The sequence below is a fragment of the Amycolatopsis halotolerans genome, from assembly GCF_042647905.1.
GTDB classification, from domain to species: Bacteria; Actinomycetota; Actinomycetes; order Mycobacteriales; family Pseudonocardiaceae; genus Amycolatopsis; species Amycolatopsis halotolerans.
Genome location: NZ_JBHRWI010000020.1, coordinates 188,624 through 200,555, shown reverse-complemented (window position 1 = coordinate 200,555; position 11,932 = coordinate 188,624). Strand labels below are relative to the sequence as shown.

10 protein-coding genes and 1 tRNA gene are annotated in these 11,932 nt (G+C 67.7%); 6 read left to right on the top strand and 5 right to left on the bottom strand.

The annotated features are described in order from the left end of the window. Nucleotides 1–39 precede the first annotated feature (39 nt). Nucleotides 40–234, top strand: coding sequence for a hypothetical protein (locus ACFORO_RS15980; protein ID WP_377867953.1), 195 nt, complete (start codon nt 40–42; stop codon nt 232–234). A 1-nt stretch (nt 235) separates the two neighbouring features. On the opposite strand, the gene ACFORO_RS15975 is transcribed toward ACFORO_RS15980, so the two are convergent. Continuing rightward, complete coding sequence (locus ACFORO_RS15975) at nt 236–682, bottom strand: nitroreductase family deazaflavin-dependent oxidoreductase (protein ID WP_377867954.1); 447 nt, start codon at nt 680–682, stop codon at nt 236–238. 126 nt (nt 683–808) lie between these two features. On the opposite strand from ACFORO_RS15975, the gene ACFORO_RS15970 reads away from it, so the two are divergent. After that, nucleotides 809–1,489 carry a TetR/AcrR family transcriptional regulator gene (locus ACFORO_RS15970; RefSeq protein WP_377867955.1) on the top strand — a complete coding sequence of 227 codons (681 nt, stop codon included), beginning with the start codon at nt 809–811 and terminating at the stop codon, nt 1,487–1,489. A gap of 46 nt (nt 1,490–1,535) precedes the next feature. After that, entirely contained in the window at nt 1,536–3,053 is a 1,518-nt protein-coding gene (locus ACFORO_RS15965; protein ID WP_377867956.1) for a 3-hydroxyacyl-CoA dehydrogenase, read from the top strand. A 456-nt stretch (nt 3,054–3,509) separates the two neighbouring features. On the opposite strand, the gene ACFORO_RS15960 is transcribed toward ACFORO_RS15965, so the two are convergent. Beyond that, nucleotides 3,510–6,479 carry a PQQ-dependent sugar dehydrogenase gene (locus tag ACFORO_RS15960; protein WP_377896575.1) on the bottom strand — a complete coding sequence of 990 codons (2,970 nt, stop codon included), beginning with the start codon at nt 6,477–6,479 and terminating at the stop codon, nt 3,510–3,512. A gap of 94 nt (nt 6,480–6,573) precedes the next feature. Continuing rightward, the gene (locus tag ACFORO_RS15955; RefSeq protein WP_377867958.1) at nt 6,574–7,206 is read right to left on the bottom strand and encodes a L,D-transpeptidase; all 633 of its coding nucleotides are present in this window, start codon (nt 7,204–7,206) and stop codon (nt 6,574–6,576) included. A 262-nt stretch (nt 7,207–7,468) separates the two neighbouring features. On the opposite strand from ACFORO_RS15955, the gene ACFORO_RS15950 reads away from it, so the two are divergent. Further along, nucleotides 7,469–7,987: a hypothetical protein gene (locus ACFORO_RS15950; protein WP_377867959.1), complete on the top strand. Its 519-nt coding sequence runs from the start codon at nt 7,469–7,471 to the stop codon at nt 7,985–7,987. On the opposite strand, the gene ACFORO_RS15945 is transcribed toward ACFORO_RS15950, so the two are convergent. Together ACFORO_RS15945 and ACFORO_RS15940 are read right to left on the bottom strand one after the other, a co-directional pair. After that, nucleotides 7,971–8,864 (bottom strand): serine/threonine-protein kinase, encoded by an 894-nt coding sequence (locus ACFORO_RS15945; protein WP_377867960.1) that lies wholly within the window; start codon nt 8,862–8,864, stop codon nt 7,971–7,973. The genes ACFORO_RS15950 and ACFORO_RS15945 overlap by 17 nt on opposite strands. Before the next feature lie 17 nt (nt 8,865–8,881). Next, nucleotides 8,882–10,624, bottom strand: coding sequence for an HsdM family class I SAM-dependent methyltransferase (locus ACFORO_RS15940; RefSeq protein ID WP_377867961.1), 1,743 nt, complete (start codon nt 10,622–10,624; stop codon nt 8,882–8,884). Nucleotides 10,625–10,701: 77 nt separating this feature from the next. Between ACFORO_RS15940 and ACFORO_RS15935 the strand changes: the two genes are divergently transcribed. Both ACFORO_RS15935 and ACFORO_RS15930 read left to right on the top strand, forming a co-directional pair. Continuing rightward, nucleotides 10,702–11,451, top strand: a complete 750-nt coding sequence (locus ACFORO_RS15935) for a PP2C family protein-serine/threonine phosphatase (RefSeq protein WP_354748726.1) — start codon at nt 10,702–10,704, stop codon at nt 11,449–11,451. A gap of 63 nt (nt 11,452–11,514) precedes the next feature. Next, a tRNA-Ser gene (locus ACFORO_RS15930) sits at nt 11,515–11,599 on the top strand. Nucleotides 11,600–11,932 lie beyond the last annotated feature (333 nt).

The window sequence follows — 11,932 nt, the reverse complement described above, 5'->3', positions numbered from 1 at the left end:
AGACTTCCTCGAGGTTCCCTTCCGAGCGAGGAGGCTGTCGTGAAGCGGTGGATCACGCTGGCGTGCGGTGTGGTGCTGGTGCTCGTCGGCGCGGTGTGGGTGCTGCAGGGCGTCGGCGTGCTGACCGGCAGCTTCATGACCGGCCAGAAGCTGTGGTTCCTGATCGGGCTGGTCGCGTTCCTGGTCGGCGTGGTCCTCGTCGCGGCCACCACGTTCCAGAAACGCACGCACTGACTCACCGGGTGAAGATCTCGAACACCGGGTAGCCCGGCGCGATCTCCCGCAGCTTCTCTTCCGGAGCCTTCGCGTTCACGCCGTCGAAGAACGCGCCGACCTCGAACGCCCAGCGCTTGAGGTACGAGCGCAGGATGACGGGCTTCTCCTCGTCGGCCAGCTCGCGGTAGGTGAAGGTCTCGGTGCGGCGCCCGACGGTCAGCTGGCCCTCGCCCGCGGCGCGGAGGTTCCGCACCCACTGCGTTTCGCCGCGCGCGGCCACCAGGTACTGCTTGCCCTCGAACGGCAGCAGGTTCACCGGCACCTCGCGCAGTTCGCCGGACTTGCGGCCGCGGACGCCCAGCACCCGGCTGCCCCACACGCTGAGGCCGAGTTTGGTGAGCCCGCGGACCATGCCGTTGAACGTCGCCATCGTCTTGCTCGGTTCGAGGTAGCGGGTGCTGGTCATGGGGTCCTCCTCGGTTTGCGAGAGCGGTGCTCTCTGTTGTGAACAGTGAACACCGCCGGACTGCCGCCTGTCAAGAGCAGTGCTCTCGATTTTGCACAGCGCTCTCAGCCGAGGCACACTGATCGCATGACTGCCGCACCACGGACCGCCCGCGAACGGGTCCGCGCCGAGCTGACCCGCGAGATCAAGGACGAGGCCCGCCGCCAGCTGGCCGAGGTCGGCGCGCTCGGACTTTCCCTGCGCGCGGTCGCCCGTGAGCTCGGGATGGTCTCCTCAGCGCTGTACCGGTACTTCCCGAGCCGAGATCACCTGCTCACCGCACTGATCGTCGACGCGTACAACGCCGTCGGCGAGGCCGCCGAACAGGCCGATCCGCACGCCGGCGACCCGCGCACGCGCTGGCGGGCCATCTGGCGCGCGACCCGCGATTGGGCCCGCGCGAACCCGCACGAGTACGCGCTCATCTACGGCTCGCCGATCCCCGGCTACCAAGCTCCCCAGGACACCGTCGGCCCCGCCGGACGAGTGGCGTTCGCACTGGTCGCCGTGCTGCGCGACGCACATCCGCACGAACCCGCGGTCACCGCGCCGATGTCGGAAGAGCTGCGCGCGCAGGCCGATCAGCTCACCCAAATCCTGGAGATCGACGCGCCCGCCGAGGTCGTCATGCGTGCCATCGGCGCCTGGACGCAGTTGTTCGGCGCGCTCAACTTCGAGCTGTTCGGCCAGTACGTCGGCAGTGTCGACCCCGCCGACGCGTACTTCGAGCACCTCATCGGGCAGATGGCGGACTTCGTCGGTCTGTAGTCCGGGGTAAGTTCGCCGTGGCGCAAGAGCGAAAGGCGGGTTCGACGTGACGGGATGGGCCGGACGGGCCGGCAGGATCCGGGTGATCGGCACCGGCGTGATGGGACGAGGCATCGTCCAGCTCGCCGCGACCGGCGGAGCCACCGTGGAACTCGCGGACGTGGCACCGGACGCGGTGAACGCGGCGATCGAGCACGTCAGCGCGATGGTCGACCGGCTGGTAGCCAAGGGCAAACTGGCCGAGGACGCCGGCCGCGCGGCGAAGGACCGCCTGGTCCCGGTCGACGGCCCGCTCGCGCCCGCCGAGGGTGTGGATTTGGTGATCGAAGCCGTCCGCGAAGACCTGGAAACGAAGCAAACCCTCTTCGCCGGTCTCGAGAAGGTCTGTGGCCCGGACACCATCTTCGCGACCAACACCAGCTCGCTGTCCGTCACCGAAATCGCCGCCGGGATCACTGACCCCGCGCGCATGATCGGTCTGCACTTTTTCAACCCAGTCCCGCTGATGCGCCTGGTCGAGGTCATCCCCGGTGCCCGCACCGCCGACTGGCTGCCCGGCGAAGCACTCGAACTGGTCCGCGGCTGGGGCCACGAACCCGTACTGGCGAAGGACGCCCCCGGCTTCCTCGTCAACCACGCGGGCCGCGGCCTGAACACCGAAGCCCTGCAGATTCTTTCGGAGTCTCTCGCTTCCCCCGCCGAGATCGACCGCATCGCGCGCGACGTCCTCGGCCTCAAGCTGGGCCCGTTCGAACTGCTGGACCTGACTGGCCTGGACGTCTCGCACGCAGTACTGGAAAGCATCTGGAGCGGCTTCCACGCAGAACCCCGCCTGCGCCCGTCGTGGCTCACCCGCCCGCGCGTCGCCGCCGGACTCTTCGGCCGCAAAACCGGCGAAGGCTTCTACCGCTACACCGACGGAAAACAAGAACTCCCCGCGGAGGCCACCGCCCCGCCCGCGCCGACCATGCCGGTCTACGCCGCCGACGAACGCCTCGGCCGCCTCCTGTCCGCAGCAGGCGTCGACGTCGTCCCAGACGCCTACCCCGACACGGTTCTCCTGGTGACCCTGCGCGGAGAGTCCACTGTGGAGGCTGCCCGGCAGTTGGAACTGCCCGCCCCACGCGTCTGCGGAATCGACGCCCTTGGCTACGAATCGCGCTTCACCATGTCTGTCCATCCTGGACTGGACCCCCACTACGGCCGCGCCGCCTGGGGAGCGCTGGCCGCGACCGGCACCCCGGTAACGGTGGTCCGCGACGCCGCCGCTCCCATCGCCCAACGCCTTCTGGCTTCGATCATCAACACGGCCTGCTACATCGCCGACCAGGGCCTGGCGGCACCCGCGGACATCGACACCGCCGTACGCCTTGGCCTGGGCTATCCCCGAGGCCCGCTGGAATGGGGCGATCTGGTTGGCCCGGAGAAGGTCCTCCGAATCCTGAATGGTCTCCTGCGCGCCACCGGCGATCCTCGTTACCGCCCGAGCAGTTGGCTGACCGAACGAGTGGCGCTGGGCCTGCCGCTAGCCTCCACTGGTATCCGCCCCGCTGATCTGGCCTGAGTTTTCCCTCACGCCCGCCGCAGTCCGTGAGGGGAACCTTCACGGACTCTGATTCCCTCAGGGGTCCCCTCACGGACGCGGATTCCAACGCAAGGGCCTTAAGCCGCGCAGCCCACGTCTGTCGACCGTCCACAAAGGACGAAAACGGTGCCGAAATACCCGATTTGTCGCCATGCGGCCGCGTCTTGTGGTCCCGCTTCCGTTCCCGGGCACGGGGCCCACGACGGCCTGCGCTCAACCGAACCAGCCCCAACCACCCACCCCACCGCAGCCAACGAACCCAGCCACCATCACAGCAGCCGCCCCCCCGCACCCCGATACGAAGCCAAAAACACGTGCGGCGGGGACTTGTCAAGGCATCTTTCCCGCCTTGACAAGCCCCCGCCGCGCGTAGTCACAATCAGCTTCGGGGTGCCCCCACGCAACCACGGCCCCTAAACCGAAGACGACCGGAACTCACCACCGATAATCCACCGCAGCCCCGTTCCGGTAAACAACATAACCACCCTGGAAATCACTGCGAGCACCGCCGCTAATCGGATACTCGTCCGAAGTAGGCAACCTCAAATACCCATTCTCCCACCCAAGCGCGGCCCACCGCTTGCGGATCTCCCCCTGCACCATGTGCGCCCCGGTCCCCGCACTCCAGTAAATCGAGCCACCGCCGGTGAAGTGGTTGTACCGTGCGATCCCGTTAGGAGTACCGGTTTCATCGGTAGTCGGATACCCCATCCCGCGCTCCCAGCCGAGCGAGGCCCACTTGTCCCGAATAGGCCCACCGATCTGATGCGCCCCAGTAGACGGCGTCCAGTAGATAGACCCACCAGTGAAGTGGTTATACCGCCCCACACCATCCGGCGTCCCGGACTCATCTGTAGTCGGGTAACCAAGCCCCCGCTCCCACCCCAGCGAAGCCCACTTGTCCCGGATCGCCCCGCCAATCTGATGCGCCCCACCGGAAGGCGTCCAATAGACCGACCCACCGGTGAAGTGGTTATACCGCCCAATCCCGTCGGGAGTCCCAGACTCATCGGTGGTCGGATACCCAACCCCACGCTCCCACCCAAGCGCAGCCCACTTGGCCCGAATCTGCCCCTGGATTGAATGCGCACCAGTAGAAGCCGTCCAGTAAATAGAAGCAGCCTGACTACCAGGCGTGCCAATCAAATGGTTATACCGCCCAACCCCATCCGGGGTACGAGTCTCATCAGTAACCGGCGGCCCGTAAACCTGATGCCCGCCGATCGCGAGGTACCGAGCCAGAATCTGCCCGCCTATCTCATGCACCCCGGTAGCCGCGGACCAGTACAACCGGCCATTCGCGTAAACCCGATACCGCACCGGCCCATCAACAACCTCAGGACCCGTTGGCGCGCCAAGCAAACTCCGCAACCCAGGCTCAGCCGCATACCGCTGATCAATCGCCGTCACATAGTTGGCGGTAAGCGTCATATCACCAGGCCCAACGGTGATCGACCACGAAGAGGTAGCCGGACCGCCCTGCCAACCAGTGAACTTGGAGACCCCGTCAGTGCCGACCAACGCCGCGGTCACATCAAACGTCGCACCCTCTGTGACCATCGCACTGCTGACGCCGCCCTCACTCGGAATACTCAACGCGGCAGGCTGCGTCCCCACCAACGTCAACCGATGCTGGCGCGGGTAAGCGACATACGTCTTGCTGGCCTGCACGCCCGCGCTATCGGTAACAGTCGCGGTGAACTCCATCCGAGAGTCGGTGTGATCAGTAAACGGCACCGTCAACGTAGGCCCAGTCGCCCCATCACCGGGATGTACGTGGCAGGCACCAAGGTCTGGACACTGCCGAATCAACGACGTCCACGTAACCGGAAGCGCCCCATCCTCAACGTCCGTAGCCGCGGCAGACAACGAAACCGGCTCACCCACCGCAAAAGTCTTGTCCGGCCCGGTCAAAGTCAACACCGGCGAGTGATTACCAGGCGCGACAGCAATCTTCGCCGTCCCAACCCCGCCAAGCGGATCCGACACCGTCAAGGTCGCAGTGAACGAAGCACCATCACCGTACTGATGACTGACCTGAACCCCAGCACCAGTACTGCCGTCGCCGAAGTCCCAGGCATAAGTGAGCGGATCCCCGTCAGCATCAGTAGAACCGCTGGCGTCAAAGGAAACCGTACGAGTATCCGGATCCGTCGAAGAAGTGGCCTTAGCCACCGGCGGAGCGTTGTTCGTCGAGTAGCTCAACCGCCGAAGCACCCCGGAGTTCAGGTCGCTGAAGACGATATCCCCGTTAGGCGCGGCGGAAATCCGAGTAACCCCACCGACATTCTGGAACGGAGCCGGACTCGCGGGAGCCTGCGTGAGCTTGCCCTGAGCGTCGTACCGCAGCGTCCAGATCTTCTGCCCCGCGTAGTCCCCGAAGAAGTACGCACCCTGGTAAGCAGCCGGATAAGTAGTGCCCCCATACACAATCCCGCCAGTGACACTGTTGCCCTGCGCGGGACCGGTGCCATGCTGGTAGTCCCACAACGGCGGAGTGTTCACGACCGAAGCACAACGCGCGTCAGTCGAATAACCCGGCGTGGGATGGTTCCCCTCGTAGCAAGGCCAAGCGAGATTCGCGCCAGGCTGCACGACGTCCAGCTCTTCCCAGGTGTACCAGCCGACGTCGCCGACCACCGGCAGACCGCTCTTCGGGTCGAGGCTGAACCGGAACGGATTGCGGAAACCGCTCGCGAACACCTTGCTGCGAGCGGAATCCGGCGCGGCAGCGTTGTAGTACGGGTTGCTCGGCACGCCCTTGCCGTCCGCGGTGAGGTGCAGGATCTTGCCGAACGGCGAATCGAGGTCCTGCGCGGCGAACGCGACCGGGTTGGTCTTGCCCGCGTCGCCGTTGTCGCCGACGGAATACCAGAGCGTGCCGTCCGGCGCGGGGTAAACGGTGTCGAGGCCGTGGATGTAATACGGGCTGCCGGGCAGGTCGAAAATCACCTGCTCGCCGGTCAGTCCGGAGGGATGGCCGTCGCCGTCGACCTGCACAGTGAACTTGGCGGCGCGCAGCGTGTACTGACCGTTGCCCAGCGACACCGAGCGGTTCAGGTAGATCTGGTGCGAAGTGGCGTAGTCCGGCGCGAGCGCGATGCTCGTGAGGCCCATGTCGCCCTGTGTCTCGACCGGGAAGGTCGCGATGCGCTGCGGCGCGCCGGCACCCGCGGCCGGGACCCAGTTGACGACGCCGGACTTGCCGAGCGCCAGCACGCTGTCGTCGGGCAGCCAGGCGAAGTCGGTGAACTCGTACTGTCCGAGCCCGGTGGGCAGGTCCCGCAAGACGAACCCCGGCGGCAGCGCCGGAGTGTCGGCAGCTGCCGCCGGGGCGACCGCGATCGGAACCGCTACCGCCGCGAGTGCGGCCACGAGCAGGGAACGGAGCTTGCGCCAGGCCATCCATGGCCCCCTTTCTGAGCGTTTCGGTAATCGCTCAGAAGGGGGATGAAGTTGCCTCTATCGGGTGATATTTATCCGACCGTGACGCTCTGGGTCAGGGCACAACCTGGACCACGTCGCCGACGTGCAGGGTGTTGAAGAACCGCAGCGACGAGGTCGCCGACAGGTGGATGCAGCCGTGCGAGTACACCTTCAGGCTGCCGGTGTGGAACGCGTCGCCCGGGTAGAAGAAGACCGAGTTCGGCATCGGCGCGTTGTCGAACTGCTTGCTCAGGTGCAGCTTTTCCTTGGACAGCACGTGGAACGTGCCGGTCGGGGTCGCGTGGCCCTTGCGCCCGGGCAGCATCGAGACGGGGCCGTAGATGACCTTGCCGTCCTGCAGCAGCCAGGCGCGGTGCCCGGAAATGTCGACACAGGCGCTGGTGCCGGAAGCGGCGGCGGCCGCCGCACACGGAACGTCGGCGCTCGGCTCCGGGTCGGCCTTCGGCTGCGGCTTGGGCGCGGGCTTCGGAGTCGGCTTCGGCGTCGGAGTCGCGCTGGTGCTCGCCGGGCTGCTGCTGCTCGCCGGGGCGGAACTGCTGGCCGGCGCGCTAGCCGACGAGGTGGGCACGCTCGCCGCCGCGGGAACCGCCCCGCCGCCGGAAGCCGACCCGGCCGTGCCGCCGGAGCACGCCACGAGCCCGAAAGCCGCGGCCAGCGCCGCCATCCCCACCAGAACCCTTTTCACGATCCGGTACCCCCGCGTTCGGTCGGGTCACATTCGGTAGGACCCGTATCACCCGAATAGACGACCATCACCCCCACGTGGTTGCTCGGCAATGGTCACGATCCGGCGTCTCCACCCCCGGGTTGAGGCGCGGATCCACCCGGCACCAGCCCGTACGCCGACGAAAACCGCACCTATCCCGGCGAGGCTGGAAGCACGCCGGGCAGCCTCCCGGCACCCGCCGCCGGCCGGGCGAAGCCGACCACGTCCGCGAGGGACCACCGTGCACTTCGACCCGCTCACCATTGTCATTTATGTCGTGATCGTCGCGCTCGTTCTGTACCGCGTCGTCTACCGCCAGCTGCGAGGCACGCTGCTCACCCGTAAGCGGCTGCTGGTCATGCCGGTCATCCTGATGGTGGTCGGCGTGTACACCGCCAACACCGCCGTGCACAACGTGACCACAAAGGAACTCTTGCTGCTGGGCGTCGACATCTTGCTCCTTGCGGTACTGGGCGCGCTGCGAAGCGCCACTACGACGCTCAGTGCTCGCGAAGGCACGACGTTCGTGAAGGGCACTCCGCTCACGCTGGTGCTCTGGCTCACCACCATCGGCGTACGCGTCGGCTTCTCCTTCATCGGAGCCGCGCTCGGCGTCAGCACCACCGTGTCATCTTCGACGATCATGCTCACGTTAGGCGTCAGCATCGCCGTACAGAACGCCTTTACCTACCAGCGCATCCAGAAGCTCGGTCTGCCGCTCTCGGACCAGACGCCCACGGGCATCAACTCTGGCCGCTAAGCCCCACCATGCGCGCGTACATCCGCGAAGGGCTCAGCACCGTTGCCGGGTGCAGGAATCCCGGCAACGGTGGCAAGTCCCGCGCGAAAGGCACGAGATGCGCGTACAGCACTTCCGCCCCAGACGGTCGCACCGAAGGATCCTTCGCGAGCGTCGCGGCGAGAAGCGCGTTCAACTCCCGCGGTACGCCAGGAACGACCGGCGCTGTTTCCTTCACCTGCTTGTCGAACACCGCGTACGCCGTGGGCCCGGTGAAGACCGGACGGCCAGTCAGCATCTCGTGCAGCACGCAACCGAGCGCGTACAGGTCGCTTCGCGGCTCCGCGTGCCCACGTTGGATCTGCTCCGGAGCCATGTACGACGGCGTACCCAGCAGCTGTCCCGCGCGCGTGAAGCGAGCGGTGTCGGCTTCGCGCAACACAGCGAGCCCGAAGTCCATCACCTTCACACTGCCGTCCGGACAGAGCATCAGGTTGGCTGGCTTGAGGTCACGGTGACAGACCGCGCGCGCGTGCGCCGCCGACAGCACTGCGGCCGCTTGCGCCGCGATCGCCGCTGCCCACGACACCGGCAGCGGGCCGTGTTCGGCGAGCAGATCGTCCAGCGTCACGCCTTCGACGAACTGCATGACCTGGAACAGCCGGTCGTCATGCGCGCCGAAGTCGTACAGCGTGGGCGCGCCGGGATGGTCGAGCGTCGCGAGGATCCGCGCTTCGCGCGCGAAGCGTTCTTCCAGCTCTTCGTCGCCGCCGGGCAGCCGCAGCAGCTTGATCGCGACGTGCCGGCCCAGCCGCCGGTCGAGCCCGCGGTGCACCGAACCCATGCCGCCCCGCCCGAGCGGCAGATCGTCGACCTCGTAGCGGTCCGCGATCAGCATGGGCCCCCTCACAGCGCTCACCCGCCACCGGGCTTCAGCCGTCCTTCGGCGAGTGCGGCAAAGCCTAGCCGCACCAGGTCGCGGCCGATTTCCGCGGTTTGCCGCAGCGCCCGGTCGAAGTCCGCGAGCGCGCGGAAAGCGACGCCGTACGCACGCTGCGTTTCGAGCGGATGCCGCGGCACCTTCAACCGGCGCGCGTCGATCCGGGTCGACGCGCTGTGCACCGGGAAGTCCGCGGCGCGCAGGCAGCCGGCGAGGAACTGCGCGTCGAGCAGCTCCGGATCCACGCGATAACGGGAAAGCGCGGGCCCGAGCCGCACCGGAGCTCCACTGTGGACGATCACCGCGCCGGTGACCGACGCGACCACATCGCCTTCGTGGGCGAAAACCGCCGCCGGATCGGGCGCGGCGTGCCCGGTCGGCGGGCCGCCGAGGAGGACGTCGTCGGTGGTCAGCACGGGTTCGTCGCCGTCGGCGGTCCGCGGCGGCGCGTGCGTGATCCGCAGCGCGCCGGCCTTCACCAGCTCGCCGACGGTCGTGTGCGCCGGTTCGCCGGAAGCCGGTTCCAGCTTGGGCAGCTCGATCCCGATCTGCCCGAAAAGCCGTTGCGCGGCAAGGAAAGCCTCGCCCGAGTCACTCTCTCCCGGGCGACCCGACGGCGTGAGGTCGACGTCGTCGTCGAGCACGTCGATGATGCGTTCGCCGGTATCCGGATCAGCCAGAAAGTCCAGCCACACCTGCTCGACGTTCTCCGCGGTGGTGTCGGCGATCAGCACGGTCGCCGGCGCGCGCTGTTCCGGCTCCGGCCGCGTGAGCAGCCAAAGATCCGTGCCGGCCGCGAGCGTGCACACCGCACGCAACGCGCCGGCGCGCAGCAGATTCGCCCGGATGCGCTTCCCGCTCCGCCGCCCGGCCGCCGCCCCCGGCATCAGCACCGCGACCGCGCCGCCAGGCTTCACGTGCGCCAGGCAGTGCTGCACCCACGCCAGCTCCGACTCGCCGCGCGGCGGCAAGCCGTACTCCCAGCGCGCGTCGCCGACGAGTTCCTCATGCCCCCAGCCGCGCTCGTTGAACGGCGGATCGCACAGGACGACGTCAGCCAGCCGATCGGCGAAAGCGTCCGCGCGCAACGCGTCCGCGGCGTGCACCTCGGTGTCCGCACCGTGCAGCCGCAACCGGATGCCAGCGATCCGCGCGGTGTCCGGGTCGACGTCCTGCCCCCGCGCCCGGGTCGCCGCGGCGGCCAGCAACAACGACCCGAACCCGCACGCCGGGTCGAGCACCGTGGCCCCCTTCGCGCCGGTCAGCCGCACCATCAGGTCGGCGTACGCGGTCGGTGTGGTGGAGAGCCGACGGGCGTGAGCCTCGAAGAAGCGATCGCAGAGCTGCTCGAACGTCTCCGCCGCGCCTTCGCTCGAGGCGAGCTGGGAGGTCAGCGCCAGCAACTCCGCATCATCGGGTCCTTCGGCATCGTCCGCGAGATACTCGCCGACCGCCGCCAGCCGCGCGCCGAGGTCGAGGTCGTCTCCGAGCGCGCGCAGCCGTTGCCACGCCTCGTCAATCGGCGCGAGCTCGAACGGACGGCCGCGCCCGCGCAGCCACGCCTGGACCTCCGGCAGCGAAAACAGCGGGCTGGACGCCGTGCCGCCTACGGGTTTGGGAAAATCGTCGTGGCGCCGCCGCCAGTTGCTCACCGCCGCCCGGCGCACGCCCGCCAGGCGCGCGATGTCGGCCGCACTCACCGCCGCGTCGTCTGCCATGACGAGCACGATAGCCGACGACAGCGGTTTCCATCGTTTTGCTTGTTAACTCAGTCAACCAATGGTTTCATGGGGGCATGGCCACCGAGCAGACCCGGTTCACCCTGCGCTACTCCGCGGGATCGGACCAAGGGCGACGACGCACCAACAACGAGGACTCCGTGTACGCCAGCGGGCGGATGCTCGTGGTGGCCGACGGCATCGGCGGCCAGCCGCACGGCGAAGTGGCGAGCTCGACCGCGGTCAGCGTGCTGGCCTCGCTCGACGCGGAACTGCGCACGCTGGACCTCACCGCGCACAACCTGTCGAACCTGCTCTCCGACGGCGTCCACCGGATCGCCGGACAGCTCGCCCAGGTGGCCGAGGAAACCCCCGCCACCCAAGGCATGGGCACCACCCTCACCACCCTGCTGTTCGACGGCACCCACTTCGCCGCGGCCCACGTCGGCGACTCCCGCGGCTACCTCCTGCGCGACGGCGAACTGCAGCGCATCACGCGCGACCACACCCTGGCACAGGCCCTGGTCGAAGACGGCACCATCAGCGCCGCCGACGCCGACCACCACCCGCGCGGCTCGATGCTGATGAAGGCACTCCTGAGCACCGGCTCGGCCGAACCGGACGTCTGGGAATTCACCCCGCAAGCCGGCGACCGCTACCTGCTCTGCTCCGACGGCCTCACCGCGGGCGCCAGCGAACCGGCCATCCTGGACGTCCTCGCCGACGGCACCCCGGAGGAAATCGTCCCGCGCCTCATCGCACTCGCCAACGAGGGCGGCGGCCCGGACAACATCACCATCGTGGTCGCCGACGTCGTCCCGGCCTGAACCGGTTCGCGCAGGTCGGACCACCTGCGGAAGGCGAGAGGGCCATCCGGTATTCTTCCCCACGGAGGATTGGCCGAGCGGCCTAAGGCGCACGCTTGGAAAGCGTGTTGGGTTCACGCCCTCGCAGGTTCGAATCCTGTATCCTCCGCTGCAACACCACGAAGGTCCCGGCTTCGCAGAGGCTGGGACCTTCGTCGTTTCCATGCTCGCTCCCGGCGTCCCGGAAGGAATCCGTAGACGAGTCCGGCTCAGGTCCCACTCACCAGCCGCAGCACGGTTAAGAGCCACCAAATGCTCCACGGAGACCCGACGTCGGCCAGCGCCTCTGCCGGCTAACCCCCGAGGCTGCCTCTCCGCAGGTCCGCCCATAAGACCGGTGCGATCACCAGACTTCACCACACCACTGCTTCAGCTTAGTTTGTACGGTTAAATGGCTGATATTCCCCTGAAGCTGCCATGGAGAGGAGGCTAGCGGTGCTAC

What these genes read in the sequence shown, in the direction of transcription:
- ACFORO_RS15945 (WP_377867960.1), bottom strand. Translation starts at nt 8,864, where the DNA reads ATGCTGATCGCGGACCGCTACGAGGTCGACGATCTGCCGCTCGGGCGG.
- ACFORO_RS15940 (WP_377867961.1), bottom strand. Translation starts at nt 10,624, where the DNA reads ATGGCAGACGACGCGGCGGTGAGTGCGGCCGACATCGCGCGCCTGGCG.
- ACFORO_RS15975 (WP_377867954.1), bottom strand. Translation starts at nt 682, where the DNA reads ATGACCAGCACCCGCTACCTCGAACCGAGCAAGACGATGGCGACGTTC.
- ACFORO_RS15960 (WP_377896575.1), bottom strand. Translation starts at nt 6,479, where the DNA reads ATGGCCTGGCGCAAGCTCCGTTCCCTGCTCGTGGCCGCACTCGCGGCG.
- ACFORO_RS15935 (WP_354748726.1), top strand. Translation starts at nt 10,702, where the DNA reads ATGGCCACCGAGCAGACCCGGTTCACCCTGCGCTACTCCGCGGGATCG.
- ACFORO_RS15970 (WP_377867955.1), top strand. Translation starts at nt 809, where the DNA reads ATGACTGCCGCACCACGGACCGCCCGCGAACGGGTCCGCGCCGAGCTG.